Origin of the sequence: Pedobacter sp. FW305-3-2-15-E-R2A2 (assembly GCF_038446955.1) — a bacterium.
In the GTDB taxonomy this organism is placed as follows: Bacteria; Bacteroidota; Bacteroidia; order Sphingobacteriales; family Sphingobacteriaceae; genus Pedobacter.
Map to the genome: position 1 here is coordinate 2444075 of NZ_CP151803.1, position 22096 is coordinate 2466170.

Consider the following 22096-nt stretch of genomic DNA (forward strand, 5'->3'; position numbering starts at 1 on the left):
GAGCGTTGGGGGCAGACAGAAATCCTTCATTTTCAACTGTTGGTGCATTGCAGAAGGTTACCTATCCAACGGGTGGAAGTGAAGAATATTTTTATGAGCCTCACACCATTAGCACCAGTGTGACCGAAATAGTTTGGACACACTTTAATTTGCTTGGAACAGGGACCGGTAGAAATACCCCAGCAACTGTAACCAGTGATTTTACCCCAACCCAAACTCAAACCGTATCTGGACAGTTTACAGTTGGGCTTAGCCCTGGAGCACCATCTCCTTCTGATCCTGACTATAATCCACCAAGTAACAGACAACTTGCAGAAATACAACTCTGGGATGTTACAAATGATCAAATGCTATGGCTAAAGAGAGATTTTTTTAATTATGGTGTTACGCCAATTGTTGCAGTCTTAACTGCGGGAATAAAATACCAGTTCAGAATAACAGTCTATGGAAGGACGCCACATGCATTTGTGTTTTTTAAATATGATCCGGTTGAAACAACATTTAATGTAAATAAACCTGGCTGTGGCATTCGTGTATCGAATATTAGATCATTTGACCCCGAAAGTCAAAAGTCAACTTTCCGATACTTTAAATATGCATCCATGGATAAACCTGATGTGTCTTCCGGAATCGGTGACATTGGCCGGCCAAATATTGAATCTGGTGTGGCACTGGGGGGATTTTGTGCGGGAGTAGGAATGGGGAACTCACTTATCACTTGTCCATCTGCAATTGGAATCAATGCATCATCAAGGTCCTATCCTAACTTTAGTGGATCTCCGGTAGCCTATAAATACGTTTTAGAAAGCAACGATAAGGACTTCCTCAATGGAGGTATCATGCATGAATTTTATGCGGTAAGCGGCAATACCGGAATAATAAATTTTTTAAATATACCGTCATTCAATAATCCGGTTAGTGAGTCTCCCGATCTGAACGGCATTGAAAAAGCGACTTATTATTTTAGAAAAAATGCTTCAAAGTTTATACCGGTTAAGGACATCTTAAACGAATACGAGATCAATTGGCAACTGGCAAACATTACCAATCATACTGTCAAACGTAGCTGGGATTATAATGGTGCCGGTGACGCGACAATGCCATCTACTACGGATAAACTTTCCGGGTATTCTATCGGCGGTTATACCTATAATAGTGGTGTCGTTTATTTAAAAAACACAACGACAAAGACCTATGATGAGGCCGGACTAAATCCGGTAACAGGTTTAGAGAGCTTTACCTACAACACAGACTATACTAAGAAAATAAAGATTACAAGTAGTAGCAGTGACGGTTCTAATAACGTGACCTCTTTGACCTATCCGGAAAATTATGCTGTTGCTCCATATACGGACATGGTTTTAAAGAATATGCTAAATCCGGTAGTTGAGCAAACAGTAGTGAAAACTGTCGGTGCAACAGTTAGTCCAGTTTCTTATATAAAAACAGACTTTAAAGATTGGTTTAGCGATAAAACGGTGATTAAGCCTGAGCTTGTCAAATTTAAAGTAGGTACCGGTAGTTTAAATAATAAATTGCGCTTTTTTGATTATGATAGAGCTGGTAATCCTATTGATCTATCAGAGGAAAATGGACCGCATATTTCCTACATATGGAATGATCGTGGCTCACGACCTATTGCTGAAGTGAATAATTCAATTCGAACTGATGTGGCTTATACCAGTTTCGAACCGTTTAGTAAAGGAGGCTGGAGTTATGCCGGAGTGGGTACAACAACAGGTTCTTTTACCCCAACAGGTCAGTATAGCTACCAGCCGGTTAGTGGCGCTATAACGAAATCAGGGCTACGTTCCAATGCAACATATATGGTCTCTTACTGGACTAATAATGCTACATCGTATACGATTACAGGAACCTTGGCTGGGTACCCGATTAAAGTGAAAACTGTTAAAGGATGGTCATTGTATTTACACGAAGTTTCAGGTGTAACTTCGGTTTCTATCAGCAATAGTGGATCTTGGTCGATCGATGAATTGAGGCTTTATCCCGTAGATGCCCAGATGAAAACAATGACCTATAACAGCATTGAGAATTTATCCAGCAGTACTGATATCAGGGGAAACACCGAATATTATGAATACGATAATTTTCAGCGATTAGCAATTGTCAAGGATGAGGATGGGAATATTATTAAGCATCTCTGCTACAATTATGCTGGACAACAGACTGATTGTCCGGTCGGAACGGTTGTTCTTATACCTCTGACTTATTCTAATTTTACTACCTCTGGGGGACGGATTAACGGATTGAAAATTAAGAATGGCTCTGGTACGGTATTGTACGACTTTAATACCGCCGCACTTCAGGCAGGTCAAAAAATTCCGAAAGGGATTTATACATTCGAGTTTACAATGCCAGTTAGTGGGTGGGTGTCTTTGGTTGGTAACTTCTTAAATAGCAGTATAGTTTTAGATAATAATGGATCAACAACATATAGTTCTAATAATGTTGATCTTACAAATTCTACATTTATAAATTTAGAATTGTATTCCGAATTTGCAAGGATGTCACAACCTAGAAATTGATCTGTTAAGAATTCGATCCGCTAAATATAGTGGCTTCTTTTTTTAAAGAAAATATAGAATTGTCGCTTTAAAAAAAAGTGGCAAAGATAAGAATCAGTAAATACTAAGTGTTACCAATATAATTATAAACGTTAGGCGCCCTTTAGGATGAAGAAGAATTTTAGATTTCAGATACCATATATTAAACTCCTGTTAAGCTGTATCGCTTTATTGTCGCTGGAACCTGCACTAAGTCAGGTTCCCAGCATTAACCAGAATTACGTGATGGAAAGTCAGGTAAGGGTGCCAGGAAAAACCCTGGAAAGTCAGCTGACCGGATTACCTGTCGGACAGGTGAACCGTACGATCCAATACTTTGATGGCCTCGGAAGGCCTTTACAAACGGTGCAGTGGAAGGCCAGTCCGCTGTTAAGAGATCTGATTACTCCGGTTGCATATGATGCATTTGGGCGGGAAGAAAAGAAATATCTGCCTTATTCAGGAACCGTAGCAAGCAGTAATGGCAGCTATAAGGCCTCAGCAATAACAGACCAGAATGCATTCTATACTGATCCGACCAACCCGGCAGGCTGGGCGGCACCCGGAGTAACGATAATTCCCAATAATAGCGCATTTTCAAAAACAGTGTTTGAAGCTTCCCCTTTAAACCGGGTACTGGAACAAGGTGCGCCAGGTGCAGTATGGCAGCCTGCTGCAACGCGGACGGCTACCGGAGGAAGAACTGCCGTAGTCAATTACTCGGCGAATATTGCCAATGAAGTGAAACTATGGGTGGTTGCCGCAAGCGGTGCCAGTGGAACTGGCGTTTATTTGCCAGGGAAACTCTATAAAACCATCAGTAAAGACGAAAATTGGGTCAGTGGGAAAACCGGAACTGTAGAAGAGTTCAAGGATTTTGATGGCCGTGTGGTATTGAAAAGAATATGGGAAACGGAAGCAGTTTCGCTCTCTACCTATTATGTGTATGATGATTTTGGAAACCTACGTTATGTTGTTCCGCCAGCGGTAACTGTAAACGCATTTACTGAAGCGGTTACGGATGTTCCGTTTAACCAGTTCATCTATGCTTATCATTATGATGATAAAAAAAGGCTGACTGAAAAGAAGCTTCCCGGAAAAGGTTGGGAATATTTATTGTACAATAAACTGGACCAGGTGGTGGGAAACCAGGATGCCCTGCAAAGGGCGAAGGCTCCTCAGGAATGGACGATAACCAAATATGACGGACTTGGAAGGGTTGTATTGACCGGAATTTATACACATCCCTCAAGTACAGCAAACACGCCTTATCGGGATGCTTTGCAGATCGTCCTGGAAAATCAGACGCTATTTTGGGAGCTTCGGGTAGCTACAGGCAATGGTTATACCGTCCGAAGCTGGCCTCAAAGTGGTGTTTCAACGGCTCTTACCTATAATTTTTACGATAATTATGCTGTTCCAGGCCTCCCAGCGGTTGCACCCTATAATGTTTCCTCCGTTTATAGCAGTATGATCAAAGGCCTTCCAACTGTCAGCCTGACGAATGTGCTTGGAACTACTCATATGCTGTGGAAAGTAAACTATTACGATAACAAAGCCCAGATTGTGAGGAGTATCCAGCAGCACTACAAGGGTGGAACGCTTGTAGTGGGCAATTATGATGATGTAAGTACGACCTACAGTTTTCCCGGAGAGGTCTTAACCAATATACGAAGGCATTATGTAAACGGGGCAGAACAGCTTTATGTAGCGAACCGGTTTACTTATGATCAGGTGGGCAGGCTAAAAGATACTTACCAGAAAACCGGGGATAATGCTGCCACGGCGAATGCAGAGATCTTGCTGAGTAGAAATAACTACAATGAAGTGGGCCAGCTGATGAGCAAAAACCTGCACAGTATTAATCTGTTGACACCCGCTTTTGCCCAGACAGTTACCTATGCGTACAATTCACGAGGCTGGCTGAAAAGTCAGAGTGCTCCACTGTTCAGCCAGAACCTAAAATATGAGGATGTGATAACAGGGGTAACCTCCCAATATAACGGGAATATCAGCCGTCAGGAATGGGGAACAGGGAAGTTTTATAATTATCGCTATGACGGGTTGAACAGACTGAAATCGGGATTGAGCAGTGATAATAACCACGAAAAGTCAATCATGTATGATGTGATGGGCAATATCCAGGGGATGCAACGTTACAATGCCAATATTTTGACTGATCAGCTGAAGTATAATTACAGTGGAAACAGGTTGACTTCAGTGGTGGATAGCAGTCAGGCCGTTTATGCACTCCATCAGCTTGAAGGGACGACTGCCTATGGGTATGATGTCAATGGTAATATGACTTCCAGAACGAACACGTTAAATACAGGAAACAATATTGCGACCATCTCTTATAATCTGCTGAACCTTCCGGCAACAATGACTGCAGGTGGGAATGTGATTAACTATACTTATGATGCAGCAGGTGTAAAATTGCGTAAAACAGTTGGTACCGGAATTTCGAATGAGTATATTGGTGGTATCCAATATGAGAATGGGGTATTGAAATACCTTCAGACTGCTGAAGGTAGGGTAGTGAGGAATAGTGCAATAAGTTACAGTTACGAATATACCTTGGAAGACCATTTGGGAAATGGCAGATTGTACTTTGATATCAATGCAGGTATTGCAAGAAAGATTCAGGAGACGAATTATTATCCTTTTGGACTGGATATGCAGGGTACACTTTCAGGTACGGAGAATAAGTACCAGTACAACGGAAAAGAGAAGCAGGATCAGGAGAAGATGTACGATTATGGAGCAAGATTCTATGATCCGGTGATAGGTAGGTGGAATGTGGTGGATCCGCTTGCTGAGCAAATGAGAAGACATTCGCCATATAATTATGGTTTCAATAATCCGATACGTTTTATTGATCCTGACGGAATGGGGCCACAAGATATTGTTTGGTTTGACATGAATGGTAAAGAAATTGGGCGTAGGCAGTCAAATACAGAGTTTAGAACTTTGGTTGCAACAGGGCTTAATTCAAAATATGGAGAAAAAGGACAATCTTTTTACAGTTATGCTCAGGCACCTATGCCAGGAGTAGTAAAAGGATACGAAGATCCTAAATTCCAAAAAAATGATTATGCAATAGCAGCAAATACTTTTTTGTTTAATAAAGATTTAGCTGGAAAATCTGACTTGCCAACTCCTTCAGATAATCATGAAATAGGTTCTGATTTACCAGGGAAATTAGATGTGAATACTGTTAAAGCAATGGCAATTCAAGAAAGTAATTCGGGGAATCTTGACGGAGCTACGGGGACAGGTAAAACCGATATAATGCAGGTCAATGTGAAAGGGGATTGGACAGATGTAAAAAGTAGAATAGGCTTGACCAAAGGAGAAACAATGACACCTGATAAAAGTGTTGGCGCAGGTTTAAACTGGTTATTCATGAAAGGAATGGGATCAGATAAAAAAGGCACCATGAATTGGCGTACCGGAAATGGAGGGAATTGGTGGGACGCAATAAAAAGATACAATGGAGGAGGTGTAGAAAATTATGATCAACAAGTTAAGAGAAAGTACAATTCAATCACGCCCGCAAATCAATCAAACTATTAAGATGAGTAAAACATTAATATTTATATCAGTTGTTATATTGTTTCTTTGTACGAGTTGCAGTAGGGGTAATAAAAAGGACAGTCTGGAGTTGTCATCTAAATACCCAGAAGTAGTTGTGCCTTATAAACTCAATAATAATGAGATAAAGTTGCTTAAAAAAAGGGACATTGGATTTAATGAATTAAAAAACTGGATAGCTTCTCGTTTTTCCAAAGATCTTGATAGCGTAAACAGCGATGAAATAGATACTGTTTACGCGCGAGGTTCATTGGCATTAAAAAACTATGGGAATTCAAGAATGTTTATAGGTCAATTTTCCGCATCTTTACCAGAGACTTTATATAAAACATTTTATATTGTATTTAATGAAGATAGAGGCGAAGCAAGTCTTTTCTTTATGGACAATTACAATATTGTAAGATTACGCGCAGATGAAGAGCAGGGGTATTTATCTGGATTATTTAAGATAAAATCAAAAGGTTATTATCAAATTTATGCTTTTAACAATGATACTTTTAAACTTGTTTTAAATACCAACTCTGATATATTTTGTGAAAATGGGATTCCAGTTGAAAACAATAGCACTGATTGTGTTAGTTATAATCCGTTTACTTTAAATTTCGAAAACAAGGATGTTAACAATGACGGCTTATTAGATTTACGTTTTACAGGGGATGCATTAATCTATTGTGAGGGATTGGAAACAGGTCGTGGAAGAGAAGATGGTAAAGAAAGAAAGAAAATAAAATTAGATTTAAAGTTTATTGTGGATAGTACAGGGTCTTTACCCGCATGGAAATTAGTTGATAGTACTTTTTGCAACATATTGCGAAAATATTAACCACTAAGGCCCCCTAAAGTATTAAGACAGTATGATTATGGGGCTAGGTTCTATGATCCGGTAATTGGAAGGTGGAATGTTGTAGATCCAATGGCAGAGAAGATGAGACGACACTCACCTTATAACTATGCATTCAATAATCCGATAAGATTTGTTGATCCAGACGGGATGATGCCTGAGTGGATAAAAGGAACAGATGGTAAAAGAGTTAACTATGCAATTACTGCAAGTGGGAGTGTAAAATGGAGTAAAAATGCTTCAGCCGATACCAGAAGGATTGGAAATGCATTAGTCGCTAATGGAAATAAAGCGTTGTTAGATCAGGCGAATAATACTAGCTATGGGGTGACGTTAAAAATTGATCCTGGAACGAACCCAACTATGGCCGGTTTAACCCTAACTAACTGGAATTCTGATGGGGCTCCCAAAAGCGCTATGGTAGTAATTTTTGAAGGCAATTTAAAGGCGAATGAAAATGCGATTAACCAAGGTAGTTCATTAGTTGATAGAAAAACAGGTCAGGTATCTGAACAGATGGCTTTGTATACTGAAGTTTATAAGGCAGGTGATCTTGATGCAGCAATTTCAGCGGTCGCTTCCCATGAACTTGTCCATGCAACTGACAAGAGCAATGTCAATAAACAGTATCAAAAGCATTTTAAGAACGGAAAGGCGGATGTGGAAAGTAAACCAGAGGCTGTTGAAACTCAATCTCTTAGAAATTCCGTTGTAAAACAGGCTTTGAAAACAGCTACGATGCTTTTTCTTTAAAATTTTAATTATTATGAAAATAGTTTTATCAATAGCACTTGTGTTTTTTTATTGGAATCTTCCTATTCAGACAGAATTAGCTAGAAAAAAAAAGATGGTTGAATTTCTTGTTGAACATCAGCAACTTTCAAAATCAGAGGATAATTGGAATACTTATAAAGATTATTTTCACGAGACTTTGATTTATAAGAGCCGGTCTTCAAAAGCCGGATATGCTATTTACCTCTTTGGTGCAAATTCAAGCCATGGAAGGATTTACATTGCGTTATGCAATCCAAATGGCATTAAGTTGTTGGAAACAGAGGATTTGGATAAGGATATGCATGATCTTTTATTATATCTAAGGCCATTGGGTAGCAGTATGGACACTCCTGTTCTTCTTAAATTGCTTAGTAAAATTAATGAGTGCTATAAAGAAAATAAAGTTGTTTACTATTAACAAAAACTCGTTTGTTTTCCATGTAAATTCCATTTGTGATAGATTTTGCCTTATCGGCTCAAATTAGCCAGACAACTCATTTATAGGGGCAGGGGGTTCGGTAGGTGAAATCCTGAATAGGCCTATTTATTAATGGAAATCCCAAAATAAAATTGAATCCGATTTTATACATGTGGGCAATAGGACCATTGGCGATTATAGTTTTGTCTATCATGGTGCAGGATATAGATTAGAAAAAGAGGACGTTGTTTGTGAATTTGACTTCTTGCCTGAAAATGGCTTTCCTATTAAGTTTTCTAACTGGGAGGTGTATCAATTTATCAACACTAATGCGAAGTGGAATAGAATAACCTATAATTTGGATGAAATTCACATAGAACTATTGAAGTTAGTTGAAAAGGGAGAACTTGTTCTTCTAGAGATAAGTGGTGTAGAAGGGCCTGTTTGTGTGAGTGCCTGCACCACCAGAGAACAGCTGTATGAGGATAATGCCAACCGCTGTATCCTGCTGTATATGGATAACAGCATTGAGCAGGATAAAAAGATCATGGACTATCAGCGTAGACTCAGCGCCGGGCAAGTTGATCAGGGCGCTGAACAGCGGATCCGGACACAGCTCAAAAATGTGTAGCGGGCCCTACAGCCCGTTACCGTTAAAAATCCCCATGCCGTCTATCTGCAATTGCCTGAAGCAGTCTTTAAGCCAAGAAGGACAATGCTTTTGCTGCTGCTGTTTACCGAAACCATTACCTATTACCACCAATACCAGCGGGAACTGAAAACCGATACAGATACCGGGGAGCAGTATATTGAAAGTACCATAGAAGATATTGAAGCTGCCTTTACGCTACTGGAAGCTACAATCTTAAAAAAGAGTGATGAGCTGAATGATACCTGCCGGGGCTTCTTTGAAAAACTGAAAGCCTGGTTAAAAGAACAGGATACCGAGAGCTTTTACAGCAAGGAAATCCGCTCTGCCTTGCGGATCAGCCCGAGCAGTATCGGCCGTTACCTGTATGAGCTGGAGCGGATGGGCTACATCAAAATCATCCGTGGCAACCGCTATAAAGGCTTTGAATATAAAGTACAGAGCTGGAACGATCTGGAAGTGCTTAGTACAGATGCCAAAACCCTTATTACAAACATCCTTCAGGATATCCGTTCAGTAACCCGTAACTCAGTAGTAACCCAAAGTCCTGATGGGTTACATAACAGTCAGAAGATCAGCAAGAAAGATACAGTAACCCAAGCGAAGTAAAAAATGCAAGGCAGGCAAAATATAAAACTGAAAAACCCGCTCTATATCAGGCTGCAGGCCGGGTTTAGCCGCTGGCTCCGGGTACTGAACTTTGAGCCGAGCAGCCCAAGGGACATGCCCAAAATGCTAGCCAGCTTCCTGATCTTTCTTGAAACAAAAGGCTGTAGCGGCATATCTGCAGTGCAGGAAAACGACCTGAAAGATTACCTGCAGGAGCTATCCGAACGTCCAAACCAGAAGAAGGAAGGGACTTTAAGTAAAAACTACTTGCGTAAACACCTGCAGGTGATCCGTAAGTTCAGCCGTTACCTTTCAGAGAGTAATCAGGAAAGCTTTGAGGTGAAAGTACAGATCAAAGGTAAAAGCAGCAATATCAAATGTATCCTGAGCCCTGAAGAGATTGGCAGGCTGTATGAAGCAACCGGAGAAGATAAACTGGGATTGCGGGATAAGGCAATGCTGGCACTTTATTATGGATGTGGACTGAGAAAAAATGAAGGGCTGAGCCTGAACGTAGACGATATTCAGCTGGAAAAGGAACTGGTGTATGTAAGGAAAGGTTATAAACAGCACCTGGTTCCCCTTACCGGCAGCAATAAAACAGATCTGGAAAACTACCTGACTTACTCCCGGCCTTACCTGCTCAGCGGAAAAGGGGAAGATGCCCTGCTGCTGAGTATTCAGGGCAGTAGGCTGGTTACCGTATTTGAACGGATCAGGAAGTTATAAGGCAAAGCCAGGATCAAAAAGCAGATTGGGGCACATACCCTCCGGCATAGCATCGCTACTCATCTGTTGCAATCAGGAATGAAGCTGGAACAGATCCAGCGGTTCTTAGGTCACAGCAGTCTGGAAAGTACACAAATCTATACCCATATCACTAATGAAGGACTTTGAAGCCTACCTGAAAGATCAGGGTATGAAGTCATCAACAGTCATTCAGCACTGGAACTATGCTGATTACTTCCTTGCCTGGCTAAGCAAAGAGAGCCTCACGTTAAATCAGGTTAGTTATGCTGAGATCCTGGACTATACTGATCGGCTGAAATCCGATGGAGGAAGTACAGCTTATATCAACAGGAACCTGCTATCGGTACAATATTACTTCTCTTTCCTTAAAACCAAAGATCAGGCGGCCTGTAATCCAGTAGCGGGAGTCCGGCTGAAAGGAACACTCAGAGCCATTCCTCATGATCTGCTGGAAAGATCAGAACTGGAAGAGTTGCATGAGCAATACGAGATCAAAGATGAACGTACTCACCGGAACAAGGTTATGCTCGGTCTGTTAGTCTTTCAGGGGCTGAGTAGGTTGGAACTGGAAACTCTGAGACCTGAGCACCTAAAACTAAGAGAGGGTAAGATACAAATACCACAAACAGGTAAAAACAATGGCAGGATCCTTGCCCTTCAGCCTGGTCAGATCCTGGACTTACAGGAATACCTGTTGCTGGTCAGGCCTAAACTACAAAGTAGTTCTGAAAGGCTGTTTACCGGAAGGAATGATACCGAAAGTCTAAAAAACAGTTTACTACATCTAAATTATGCACTTAGAAAGCTCAATCCAAAATATCAGAATGCGATGCAGATCCGCCAGAGTGTAATCACTGAATGGTTAAAGGAAAAAGACCTGAGAACGGTTCAGTATATGGCAGGCCATAAATATGTAAGCAGTACAGAACGTTATCAGACCACCAACCTTGAAGACCTTAAAGAAGCTTTAAACAAGCATCATCCATTGAAATAATCCCCTTCACCATCTTCAGTGCATCAAAACCCAGCCAGCTTACAGCTTCCCTCTGTGCTTTGCTGCCCTTCCGCCCGGCTGATCCCTTCTGCCGGGAAGACCGGCCCCAAGCTATATAACATAATACACATTATAAAACAGCCCCACGAGGCCTTTCTGCGACCAAAGCTGCCGTTATAATGGGCTATTATGTTAAATAGCCGCACGCCCCCGGCTGGCCTGCGCTCTGCCGTCTTCCTCCGGTCGGTCAGCGGCAAAGCCTGCGGCAGCATGGTATTGTTAATGGCTGATTGGGGCAGTGCAAGACTGGTCGGGGGAACAACGGAATCCCTTTGAAAACGGGGGCACTGCACCCGCCCAACCTCACAGGGATAGAAAGATCCGCTCTTATCCTCCCCGCATACCAAAGACCTTTCCATCCCTGTGAGGGATTGCATGATGCCCTTTACTGGGCCCCAATCGTCAAGGGTTCAGGTCGTTCATCTGTTAAGCCACCCCGAGCCAAAGAAAGGAAAGCTGTCAAGGGAACGTGGAATAAATGGCATTGCGGGCAGGATAAGAGCGTTTATGCCGCGAAAGTCCCTTTACTGCTTTTCTTTCGAGGCTACCTTTGCTGTTACAGATGATCTAACGAACAAGCACTGCCTTTTATAGTACCGCTCCCTGCAAAAAACAAACAACAAAAACGGCCAAAAAACAAGGTTGGTGGATGAAAATCAAATCTATATCTTTGGTAGAGGAACGTTCTTTATAGCACTGAAAAAGTGCAACTGGTAAACTTCAGAAACGGCTAAAAAAATGCGGTAGCCTGTACGATTACGGGGCAAGGTTCTATGATCCGGTAATTGGAAGGTGGAATGTGGTGGATCAGTTAGCTGATCATCCAAATCAAATTGATAAATCTCCTTATGCTTACGGATGGAATAATCCTGTAAATCTTACCGATCCTGATGGAAATTGCCCTGTTTGTCCGATAATAGCATATCACGCTTTAAGGTACGTAGCTGCTGCAGTGTTAGCTGGAGGAATAACGTATACTGTAACAAATGGGATTAAACAGTATACTAAAGGTAGGAATTACGAAGATTCATCTTCTGATGCCACGAGTCTGGCTAAACCCATATTAGTAGGTATCAAAACTGAAAAAGCGCCCGAATCAGTTGCTGAGGAACCAGAACCAGCTGTTGAAAAAAGCTGAGAATCCTGGAAGATCGGGGAGGCAGCAAAGGCTTAAGGATGCAGTAAAAGATGACAAAGAAAGTTCTGCAAATAGAGGATGGATTAATCAAGAGCAGACTCAAATAGATCGAGGAAAGAGAAAAAATATAAGAAATCCACCTGGAAAAGTGCTGGCTCACAAACGGGGGAAGGAAGCTGCAAAAGGATATGGCTATGAGCATTCCGATCTCCAAGATCAAGATTTGCATAGACTGCAGCATAAGTATGATAATAATGGTAAAAAGAATAAGGAAAGACCAAATTAGAACCTATGATAACAAATGAAGAAATCTTAAATGTCTCTAAACTTGATGCATTCAAAAGATATGGTTATTTTATAAAAAAGGTAGCCGATGAGGAGATGGTTTATACCCTATCTTTTGAAAATGAAATAGCAATTGCAGAAGTTAAAAACAACAAATTGATTTCAATTTGGAGTGCGGCTGAATTTGCAAAAGAATGTGCTGTTCTAGAATGGGGAAACTATGATGTTGTTGAGTTTAGTTTGGATGAATTTAAGGATAAGATAGGAGCTCTTGTTGCTAAGAATGGGTTTCTAATCAACGTTTTTTCGGTGGCCAATAAAACTGGATTTATAGTCAATTGGAGCGAACTTTGGAGAGATCTCGAAGAGGAGTTAGAACAATATGATTAATGTAGAACTCATTTAAGTAAAATGAAGAATCAAAGCCTAACTTTTTACAGTTAGGCTTTGTTGTTTACTGGTTATATTCTTTTCTGGTATTGGCATCACGGATAAAGGCATCAATAATGGCTATCAGATGAGACTTGTCATCATCAGAAAGCCCTTCTATCTGTTGCATCCGCTTAACTGTTCTTTTGTCAAAGGAAGCATTGGTACTTTCTCCTCCCAGATAATCCAGCGTAACTTCAAAGGCTTGTGCGATCTTTTTAGCCACCTCAATAGAAGGCACAGCCTCTTCACGTTCGTATTTACCTATCATTACCCTTGAAATGCAGCTTTTGGTAGCCAGGTCGCTTTGTGACCAGCCTCTCTGATCCCTTAAATCTGATAAAGAAAGAAGTACTGCGGATGCGGGGTCTTTCAATATGTACAGATGTTTTTTTGAGATATGATGATCACACCTTAATTTTTGACGAGCTGGAAAAAATCGAGATCGAAAGATCTGCTGTTCTTCCAACAGCAGATTTTAGAAAACTTTTTGACAGTATAAAAGTCGCTTCAGACAAGCGGTTTCATGAGATTACTTTTAATATAAAAGAAGGAGAATATGATCGTAAATAGGTAAGGAAAAATACTTAAATACGAATTAAGCCTCAATAATGTCGTAAACCAATACCTTGCTCCACAGATGGCTGCAGTTTTTTATAAATTCAAGGTGTATCGGATGGGTCTGGTAAATCGCCTGTCCCTCAAGATCCTTAAAGAATAACAATTCAGATACGCTCCAACTGCTGTCTATGACGTCACGTTTTTCTGTGCCGGCCACTATTCCTACATGAATATCTTTAATGGTTTCTATTTTTGATAAGGTCTTTATGCCTTTAATCAATTGATCACGGTCAGCCTGGGAATCCGGATTTTTTAACCAGAAGAATACATGATGTACTATTGGATATATTTTGTTGTTACCTGATAGTGGCATCGCCGATGCTGCAGTTCCAACTGCAATGGCTGCAGCTGTTCCAAGAAATTTTCTCCGGTTGGGCTTTTTCATAAACACAAAATAGAAAAAAGAACCTGTCTGTCCAAGGTAATTATCACATTGTCTGTTTTTCCATCTAAAATAATTGGATTTGAATTTTAACTCATCCGTTATTCACGTATAAATCAGAAAATTATTTTTTCTAAAATATGCTTAGTACGGCATTTTACGTACATTATGTGTATATTTTTGATTAAAATTATAATTATTTATCATTTTTGTTGGTAATTGGAATGATTGTTGGGTTGGGGAACTACAACTGTATTGGAGCAAAATGCTGTACTACAGTAATTAACGATCATTATGGAAAACGACTTAACCAAGGAAATCAGTATAGGTGATAAACGTATACTGCATTTTAGTTCATTTACCCTTCAACAGCGCTTTAATGCGCATCATTACTTTGAACTTAGATTTAAACACGATCAGCTGGGTGCTCCCGGATTGATCAGTCTGGACTCCAGCCGCGACTTCGTCGGACAAACCCTTACTGCATCATTTGGATACGATCCTGCTAAAATGCAGAAGTTTTCAGGGATGGTGACGAAAGTAGAGCTGGCACAGAGTAATGGTTATCATGGAATTTTGATCGTTAGTGGATATAGTCCGACTATTTTAATAGACAGAGGTCCGGATTTAGGTTCTTACCTGGATAAAGACCTGAATTCGATCGTTAAACTGGCCACCAAAGATACGCCTGCCAATGACCTGAGGATTGTAGCAAATGCTTCCAGAAGTAGTTCCATTGATTATGTCATTCAATATAGAGAGAGTGATTTCGATTTTTTAAACAGATTGAGCGGAGAATATCATGAATGGTTTTTCTATGATGGGGAGAACCTCAACTTTGGAAAACCGGACGAACAGAAGGAAGTGGCTTTGTTTTACGGAAGAGATGTCCAGAGCTTACAATATGCGATGGAAGTTGCACCGATCAAAAACAAGCGCTTTGCCTATAATCCGAAACAAGATCAGATGCTCGAGAGCGAAAGCACCGGGCAGGCCAATGGTAGACCTGATTTGGTTCATGCGATCAATGCTTCCAATTCGATGTACAGCAAGACTTTTAATCAACCTTCACTAATCCGGGTAGACAATGGCAGTGATATTAAATCCCTGGTAGATAACGAGGAAAAGGCAAACATCAGCGGACTGCTAAAAATAAATGCCAATGGCGACAATCCGGAAGTAGGGATTGGCAGCATTGCTGAAGTAAGTATGAGTTTGAAACAAGGCCTGGATTTTTCGGCCCAGAGTCTGGGGAAATTTCTAATTACTTCCGTACACCATATTATAGATGAACGTGGTCATTATAACAACTCTTTTGAAGGGATAGTATCGACGACAGAACGCGTTGCTTTCAGGAATTACGATCGTCCAAATCCGGATATGCAATTGGCCGATGTGGTAGACAACAATGATCCACAAGGCCAGGGACGGATTAAAGTGAAGTTCAAATGGCAATGTCAGACGAACGATCAAACGGAATGGCTGAGGGTCGTAACCCCTGATGCCGGTGGGAGTGAAAAGGTGAGTAAGAACAGGGGTTTTGTGTTTATACCGGAAGTAGGTGACCAGGTATTGGTTGCTTTTGAAGAAGGTAATATTGCCCGTCCCCTGGTGATGGGAAGTGTATTCCATGGTAAAACGGGAAGCGGTGGCAGCAGCAGCAATAACACGAAAAGCCTGACCTCCAAAAGCGGACATACCGTTCAGCTGGATGATGGTGGTGGGATGACAATAAAAGATAAAGATGACAACCTGATCATACTGGATGGCGCAGGTAATATTTCAATGCACAGTAAAATCAGCATCACCATTTCCTGTGGAGAAGGGGAAAGTGCGGCAAGTGCAATCACTTTAGATAAAGAGGGTAACATTGCTATCAAATCTAAAAACATAGTGGCTTTAGGTTCGGAACTGGTCTCTATGGGCTCTGGTTCTGGGGATGAGAAATCTTTCTCCGGATCCGGGTTTTCTTTGGATCCTGAAAATGTTACTATTGGCGCAAAAACAAAGCTCAGTATGGTTGGGGGCAAGAGCCTTGAAGCCAGTTCTGAAGGTCCTGTGATGATTCAGGCCAAAGGCGAAACAATCGTTCAGGGCGCAAAAGTAAACATCAACTAGACGCATGGAGAATAACGCGATCATGCAGCGGGTGATGATGCTTTCTGAAATGTGGACCGAATCGCTGACCAAGAACCCTAAAGTAAGTGTGTTTGCCTGGGTTGGCGCTTCTTCAGTTGAGTTTAAAACAATAAAAGGGTTTGTGATGTACCAGACTTCCTTAGAAAAAACACTGCAGGATACGGTGTTGTGCTTGTCGCAACCCTTTGAACCAGAGCTGCAGTTATATGGAGATCGGATCACAACTGACCTGCAGAATTATTTTAGGGAATGGAATAAAGACCCATCGCTCACAGAGGTGACCGGAAAGATAGAATGGGAGGCGCAATCGATCACAGAACAGGGGACTGAAGCGACGTTATTTGCGGAGAACATCAATAAGCTGGCTAAAGCATTAAAAGTGACTGGGCGTCCTGAAAAGCTGGTTCTGGCGCTATTTCCAAGTGCGCTGACGGATGTGAAGGCTTTTAGTAACTGGATAGAACTGTTGATGAATGCAGGGATTTCGGATAGTGTCCGGATCATGTTGTATGAATCGAGGGACTCCATGTATTTTAAAGGCCTTTCCAAAAAGAAGGAAGAAGAATTTAAATATCTCCAGCCTGATCTGGACATCGCAGGTGCAATGAATCAGATTCTGGAAGAGACGAAGGCGAAAAAAGGGACAGAAGAAGAAAAAGATATGGTGAGCTTTCAGCAGGCGCTGATCAAGATGAATGAGGCGATTGGCTATAGTGATGAAGAAGATGTTCGTTATTATGGAAATGTCTGTCTGAAGTTGGCTAAAAAATATGAATGGCAGCCTCAGATAGCACTAGTTCATTTTTTTGAGCATACTTTTTACGCCTCAGTGCAAAAGGCAAAAGAAGCCCATCAGGCAATTGATAAAGCAATTGCGATCACTGCTAAGGCTGCAGAAAAAGAGAAGGAGCAACATGACCAGACGCAATACCAGTATTACATTGCCAAAGGCAACTTGTATTTCATGAGTAAGGAGTTTGAACAGGCTGCTGCGGTTTACAGGAAAAGCCTGGAACTCGACAGAGCTGGCGCAAACCCGATGATGTTAGCCGGAATCCATCAGATGCTGGGGAACAGTCTGCGAAAATACGCTACTAAAACGGAGGCCAGAACTTGCTTTAGCGAGGGATGGCAGTTGTTAAGTAACGAAGGTGATGACGCACTAAAAGAGAATACAATGGCTATGTTTTATGCAAAAGACATGCTCAGCGTTGCTGATCAGGAAATGCTGAATACCTATACGCCGATACTGAATCAGTTGTGGGGAAACAACTGGAAAAATAACCTGACCGATCAATATGACCAACTCAATAAAACTAAATAAGATGAATAATAACGGAATCATGTGGCTTGCAGCCATCTTCATCATCATATCTCTGACTTACACCGGTTGTAGCTATTTACAGAAAGACAATGCGGAGAAAGAAAAATACAAAAACTATGTTGCTGCAAAGGCAGTAATAGATCAGAAATTGCCGGAACGTGTAACCCGTTATGGAGCAAAACAGGCAAGATATAACATCACGATTACAGATGCCAAAGGAGAGAAAATTATCCGCTTTAATTGCGAGCTGGGGGGCAGCCTGAAGGAAAAAGATACGGTAACTGTGTACTACGATCCGAATGATCCAAATGGCAGTGAAGTGACGACTAAAAGACCATAATCCCCCAAACCAAAACTTACAATTATGGCATTTAAGATAGTAAATGATCCCATCGTACCGGCTGCACCCGTAGATCCAAAACCGGCAGCAAAGCATTTTGACATCGTCCTGGGTCTTGATTTTCATGTGCTGAAAGTACCATGGCCAATCACGCCTTGTCCAATCACACCTTTTGCGGCATTGGTTTTCGATCCAATGGATTATATCCATTTTACGGTTCCGGCGATGCCGGTGTATACGGATGATGGATTTACAATTGCCAAGGATGTTCCTTTGGGCGGGACGGTACTAATTAACGATTGCTACCGGGGTGCCGCACAAAGTGCCTTATGGGGAATGCCTTCGGTGCCTCCATTGATGGGGAAATTGAAAGGTTTGGGAAAAGCGGTGAAAGCATTGAATCTTTTGCATTCGGTGATTCCTCACCCTTTGTTTCTATTGCCAAAGTTTTTTCATCCGCATGAAGGGCAGCTTTCGCACGGGAGCAATACGGTAATTACCCAGGGAATGTATCAAAGTACATTTCTATGCAGGGCATATTCTTGTCAGGATGTAGGAAAGATCTTGCTGAATAATCCTACAGGGGGATTTTACCTGAATTTCTTAACGGCAGTCATGGTGGTGTTGCCATTGGGTAAACCGGTGATTGTGGGCGGACCGAAAGTCGAACAAGAATTAAAGCTGGCCGATCTGATCAATAGTCTGATGTTGATGGGGCTGATGCATGGGTTAAAGTTTGCGGTTAAAATGTTAGGTAAACTGCTGACCAAACTGATGGCCAAGATAGAAGCTAAGTTTCCAGGTTTTAAGAAATATAGGGCTGCGGTACAACCTTATGTCTGTAAGTATCTTGGTGAACCAGTGGATGCTGCAAGTGGACACATGGCGAGTTATTTAGACGGATTTACGTTGCCAGGGCCAATTCCTTTTGTGTGGGAAGCAAATTATTACAGCGATAGCAATTATGATGGGCCGTTAGGTAAGAATATTTACCATAGTTACGACATCACACTAATGGTGGATGGTGAAGATGCTATGGTGATCATGAATGATACTGCCGGGAGGCCAGTGGTGTTTCCGGTTCTTCAGCCAGGGACCAGTTTCTATAATCCGATGGAGAAATATGAACTGCACCGGGATGAGAAAGGAGAGTATTTTGTGAGTCATAAGGATGGCTTGTATTATTACTTTAATGGGCCATTACAGGGAAGCAATGGACATGGTAATCTGAGGAGCATTGTGAACCGCAATGGTTTTGCGATCCGTTTTACTTACAATCATAAGGGACAACTGACCCAGATTAAGGATAGCGCGGACAGGTTGATTACGGTAGAAAGCAATGAGGAAGGGTTGATCAGCGCATTGAAATTGCCAAATCCTGCATTGGGAAATAGCGGGAGTAGCTTTGATGCGGTTCGCTATACTTATACCAAAGAAGGTAATTTAAATGGCTTGTATAATGCGGAAGGATATTTGAATCGTTTCGCCTGGAAAGACAGGTACATTATTGCGCGCAGGTTTAATGATGGAACGGTCTTTACTTTTGAATATGATAAGGTGGGAAGGTGTACAGCTGCGCTTGGACCTGATGGTCTTTTCAGTTATACTTTTGTTTATCTGGAGGGACATACGATTGCGACAAATAGCTTGGGGCATAGTAAAGATTATTATCATCAGGGAGGAATTGTAACCAAGATTGTGAATAGCTTAGGTGGTGAGCAGCTGTTTACTTATGATGATTGTTTTAACCTGATTGCGGAGAGTAATGAGGTGGGAGTAGCGACGACATATGCGTATGATGATAAAGGGAATCTGATTTCTATTAATCTGCCTGGACAGGGGGAGTTGGCAATAAAATATAGTACACAGAATAAACCTCTGGAGACGACACTTCCTAATGGAGGTGTATGGAGTTATGAGTACGATGATATGGGTAACTTATTGAAGCGTACGAATCCATTGGGGGCATCAATAAGTTATATATATAATAATGACGGTCTTGTCCAAAATATTATAAATGCTTTAGGTCAAGTAACACAATTCAGGTATGACAGGGAATATAATCTTGCCTTGGGAGAATTACCGAATCGACGGAGAGTAACATTTTATTATGATGCATTAGGTCGATGTATTGAGATAAAGGACCCTTTAGGTAATACACAATATCGGAAATATAATCTTTTAGGCAAGGTGACTGAAGTGAATCTGGATGGTAACTTACAACATCTGGTTTATGATAGTAGGGGTAACATAATTGAAATAAAAGATAAATATTATAAGGTTAATTTAGAGCGTAATTTCTTTGGAAATGTGATCAGAAGGAGCGAAGCAGGAGTAAGTATTAACTTTGTTTATGATAAAGAAGGTCAGCTTAATTCAGTAATTAATGAGCATGATGAGCGATACACCTTAGAGTTGGATAGCGAAGGAAATGTGGTTGTTGAAATAGGATTTGATGGTCTTAAAAAGCATTATACACGTAATTCTTCGGGACAAGTTGTGCAATTACAACGTCCAAATGGTCATGTAGATGCCTACGAATATAATAGTGCCGGAAAATTAATAACTCTTCTGCATCGTACAGATGGCAGTTGCGAAAACTATGGCTATGATAATATGGGTAAACTAGTTAACGCTACAAACCAACATGCAGAGATAGAATTAGTGAGGGATTTGATGGGGCGGGTGGTACAAGAGAGCTGTAATGATCATTGGATTAGCAGTATTTATAACCTATTAGGACAGCGCACAGATCTGACGAGTAGTTTAGGTGCCAATGTTCAGATGAATTATGATGAGGCTATGAGCATGCTGGAAAGTATAGAGGCTAATGGCTGGCAGGCAACATTCAGGCGTAACCAAGAAGGGCAGGTCTTACAAAGAGACTCAACCGGAGGTGTACATGAATATTTTGACTACGATCAAACTGGCAACCTTATTCAGCAAAGTATCAAAAAAGATAAACGTTCCGTTTACCAAAGAAAATATACATGGGATGGGGAGCAACTTGTTGGAGTTAATGATTCAACTACAGGGGCAAAATTATTCAGGCATGATGTCCATGGGAATCTTGCTGAAGTTACTTACGGAGATGGAACGGCAGAATTTCGCATGCCTGATGCGGTAGGTAATCTTTTTGAGAGTAAACAAAGGGACGATCGTATATACGACAAAGGTGGACGTTTGAAAGGAAGTAAGTCCTGTAAGTACCAATATGATGATGAAGGTAAGTTAATAGAAAAAAGAGAAGTTAACGGTAATACCTGGAGGTATCATTGGAACGAGAGTGGTATGCTTGAAAAAGTGGTACGACCAGATAATGTTGAAGTCAGTTTCGCTTATGATGCATTAGGTCGTAGGCTATGGAAAAAATATAAAAAAACAATTACTAGATTTGTTTGGGACGGAAATAAACCGTTGCACGAATGGAAAGAGTTTGATACAAGGGAAAGTACGGTGGATGAGATGATTACCTGGGTGTTTAACAATACTGATTTTAGCCCCGTAGCAAAGATAAAGGGGGGTAAAAAATATAGTATTGTTGCAGATCATTTGGGTACACCGATACAAGGCTATAATGACGAGGGAGACTTAATTTGGCAAAGGGAAATAGATAGCTATGGGAAGCCAAAGATGCAAAAGGGTGAGGCTGGCTTTTGTAACTACATGTTTCAAGGACAAACATTGGATATTGAAACCGGATTATCTTATAACCGTTTTCGATATTACAGTCCAGACGAAGGGATGTATATTAGTCAGGATCCTATTGGATTAGCATCCGGTGAGCTTAACTTTTATGCTTATGTTCATGATCCTTCAAATTGGCTAGATGTCTTTGGATTGGAGAAGTGTTTATTGAGCGCTGAGGATAAAAGAAAACTCAGAGAGATGTACAGCGATGAGTTTATCGATAGGCCACATGATCATCATGTTGTGAGAGAAAATGCTCCATCTAACTGGGATGATACACATAGAAATTATATACTTGATTCTCAGAAAATTATTAGTGATGCAGGGATAGGGTTAAATGATGATATTAGAAATTTTACAAGAGCAGCAAATGGGGACGGAGCCCATACTAAAAAGGCTGCGAAGCATGTTTGGGAGCAGCTTTCAACTAGTGACAATGTAGCGGAAACAATGAGTGACTTAGCTAAAGCGATGAACCAAGGAGACTTCTTTTAA

18 protein-coding genes are annotated in these 22096 nt (G+C 41.1%); 16 read left to right on the plus strand and 2 right to left on the minus strand.

What is annotated here, in order from left to right; genetic code table 11:
* Window positions 1-5: 5 nt before the first annotated feature.
* The 12 genes from AAFF35_RS10180 (at window position 6) to AAFF35_RS10235 (ending at window position 13066) form a co-directional block, all read left to right on the plus strand.
* Window positions 6-2546 (plus strand): hypothetical protein, encoded by a 2541-nt coding sequence (locus AAFF35_RS10180; RefSeq protein ID WP_342332347.1) that lies wholly within the window; start codon window positions 6-8, stop codon window positions 2544-2546.
* A 147-nt stretch (window positions 2547-2693) separates the two neighbouring features.
* A complete protein-coding gene (locus AAFF35_RS10185; RefSeq protein ID WP_342332348.1) occupies window positions 2694-6140 on the plus strand; it encodes a DUF6443 domain-containing protein in 3447 nt (1148 codons plus the stop codon).
* A gap of 1 nt (window position 6141) precedes the next feature.
* Window positions 6142-6981 (plus strand): hypothetical protein, encoded by an 840-nt coding sequence (locus AAFF35_RS10190; protein ID WP_342332349.1) that lies wholly within the window; start codon window positions 6142-6144, stop codon window positions 6979-6981.
* A 63-nt stretch (window positions 6982-7044) separates the two neighbouring features.
* Window positions 7045-7752, plus strand: a complete 708-nt coding sequence (locus tag AAFF35_RS10195) for a hypothetical protein (RefSeq protein ID WP_342333360.1) — start codon at window positions 7045-7047, stop codon at window positions 7750-7752.
* A 13-nt stretch (window positions 7753-7765) separates the two neighbouring features.
* Window positions 7766-8191: a hypothetical protein gene (locus AAFF35_RS10200; RefSeq protein ID WP_342332350.1), complete on the plus strand. Its 426-nt coding sequence runs from the start codon at window positions 7766-7768 to the stop codon at window positions 8189-8191.
* A gap of 172 nt (window positions 8192-8363) precedes the next feature.
* A complete protein-coding gene (locus tag AAFF35_RS10205; RefSeq protein ID WP_342332351.1) occupies window positions 8364-8822 on the plus strand; it encodes a hypothetical protein in 459 nt (152 codons plus the stop codon).
* Window positions 8823-8906: 84 nt separating this feature from the next.
* A complete protein-coding gene (locus AAFF35_RS10210; RefSeq protein WP_342332353.1) occupies window positions 8907-9449 on the plus strand; it encodes a hypothetical protein in 543 nt (180 codons plus the stop codon).
* Between the two features lie 3 nt (window positions 9450-9452).
* Window positions 9453-10178 (plus strand): tyrosine-type recombinase/integrase, encoded by a 726-nt coding sequence (locus AAFF35_RS10215; RefSeq protein WP_342332354.1) that lies wholly within the window; start codon window positions 9453-9455, stop codon window positions 10176-10178.
* Between the two features lie 154 nt (window positions 10179-10332).
* Window positions 10333-11193, plus strand: coding sequence for a site-specific integrase (locus AAFF35_RS10220; protein ID WP_342332355.1), 861 nt, complete (start codon window positions 10333-10335; stop codon window positions 11191-11193).
* Between the two features lie 859 nt (window positions 11194-12052).
* A complete protein-coding gene (locus tag AAFF35_RS10225) occupies window positions 12053-12391 on the plus strand; it encodes a hypothetical protein (protein ID WP_342332356.1) in 339 nt (112 codons plus the stop codon).
* A complete protein-coding gene (locus AAFF35_RS10230; RefSeq protein ID WP_342332357.1) occupies window positions 12378-12677 on the plus strand; it encodes a polymorphic toxin type 8 domain-containing protein in 300 nt (99 codons plus the stop codon). The genes AAFF35_RS10225 and AAFF35_RS10230 overlap by 14 nt, the downstream gene beginning before the upstream one ends.
* A 5-nt stretch (window positions 12678-12682) precedes the next feature.
* Window positions 12683-13066: a DUF2750 domain-containing protein gene (locus AAFF35_RS10235; RefSeq protein WP_342332358.1), complete on the plus strand. Its 384-nt coding sequence runs from the start codon at window positions 12683-12685 to the stop codon at window positions 13064-13066.
* Between the two features lie 64 nt (window positions 13067-13130).
* Here the strand turns inward: AAFF35_RS10235 and AAFF35_RS10240 are convergent, their stop codons facing one another.
* A complete protein-coding gene (locus AAFF35_RS10240) occupies window positions 13131-13481 on the minus strand; it encodes a helix-turn-helix transcriptional regulator (protein ID WP_342332359.1) in 351 nt (116 codons plus the stop codon).
* Between the two features lie 222 nt (window positions 13482-13703).
* Window positions 13704-14111, minus strand: coding sequence for a Dabb family protein (locus AAFF35_RS10245; protein ID WP_342332360.1), 408 nt, complete (start codon window positions 14109-14111; stop codon window positions 13704-13706).
* Between the two features lie 291 nt (window positions 14112-14402).
* Between AAFF35_RS10245 and AAFF35_RS10250 the strand changes: the two genes are divergently transcribed.
* The 4 genes from AAFF35_RS10250 to AAFF35_RS10265 are packed head-to-tail and all read left to right on the plus strand — an operon-like array spanning window position 14403 to window position 22096.
* On the plus strand, window positions 14403-16226 hold the full coding sequence (locus AAFF35_RS10250) for a phage baseplate assembly protein V (RefSeq protein ID WP_342332361.1): 1824 nt from the start codon (window positions 14403-14405) through the stop codon (window positions 16224-16226).
* Between the two features lie 4 nt (window positions 16227-16230).
* Window positions 16231-17571: a hypothetical protein gene (locus AAFF35_RS10255; protein ID WP_342332362.1), complete on the plus strand. Its 1341-nt coding sequence runs from the start codon at window positions 16231-16233 to the stop codon at window positions 17569-17571.
* A 1-nt stretch (window position 17572) separates the two neighbouring features.
* Window positions 17573-17911, plus strand: a complete 339-nt coding sequence (locus tag AAFF35_RS10260) for a hypothetical protein (protein ID WP_342332364.1) — start codon at window positions 17573-17575, stop codon at window positions 17909-17911.
* Between the two features lie 24 nt (window positions 17912-17935).
* Window positions 17936-22096 carry an RHS repeat-associated core domain-containing protein gene (locus AAFF35_RS10265; RefSeq protein WP_342332365.1) on the plus strand — a complete coding sequence of 1387 codons (4161 nt, stop codon included), beginning with the start codon at window positions 17936-17938 and terminating at the stop codon, window positions 22094-22096.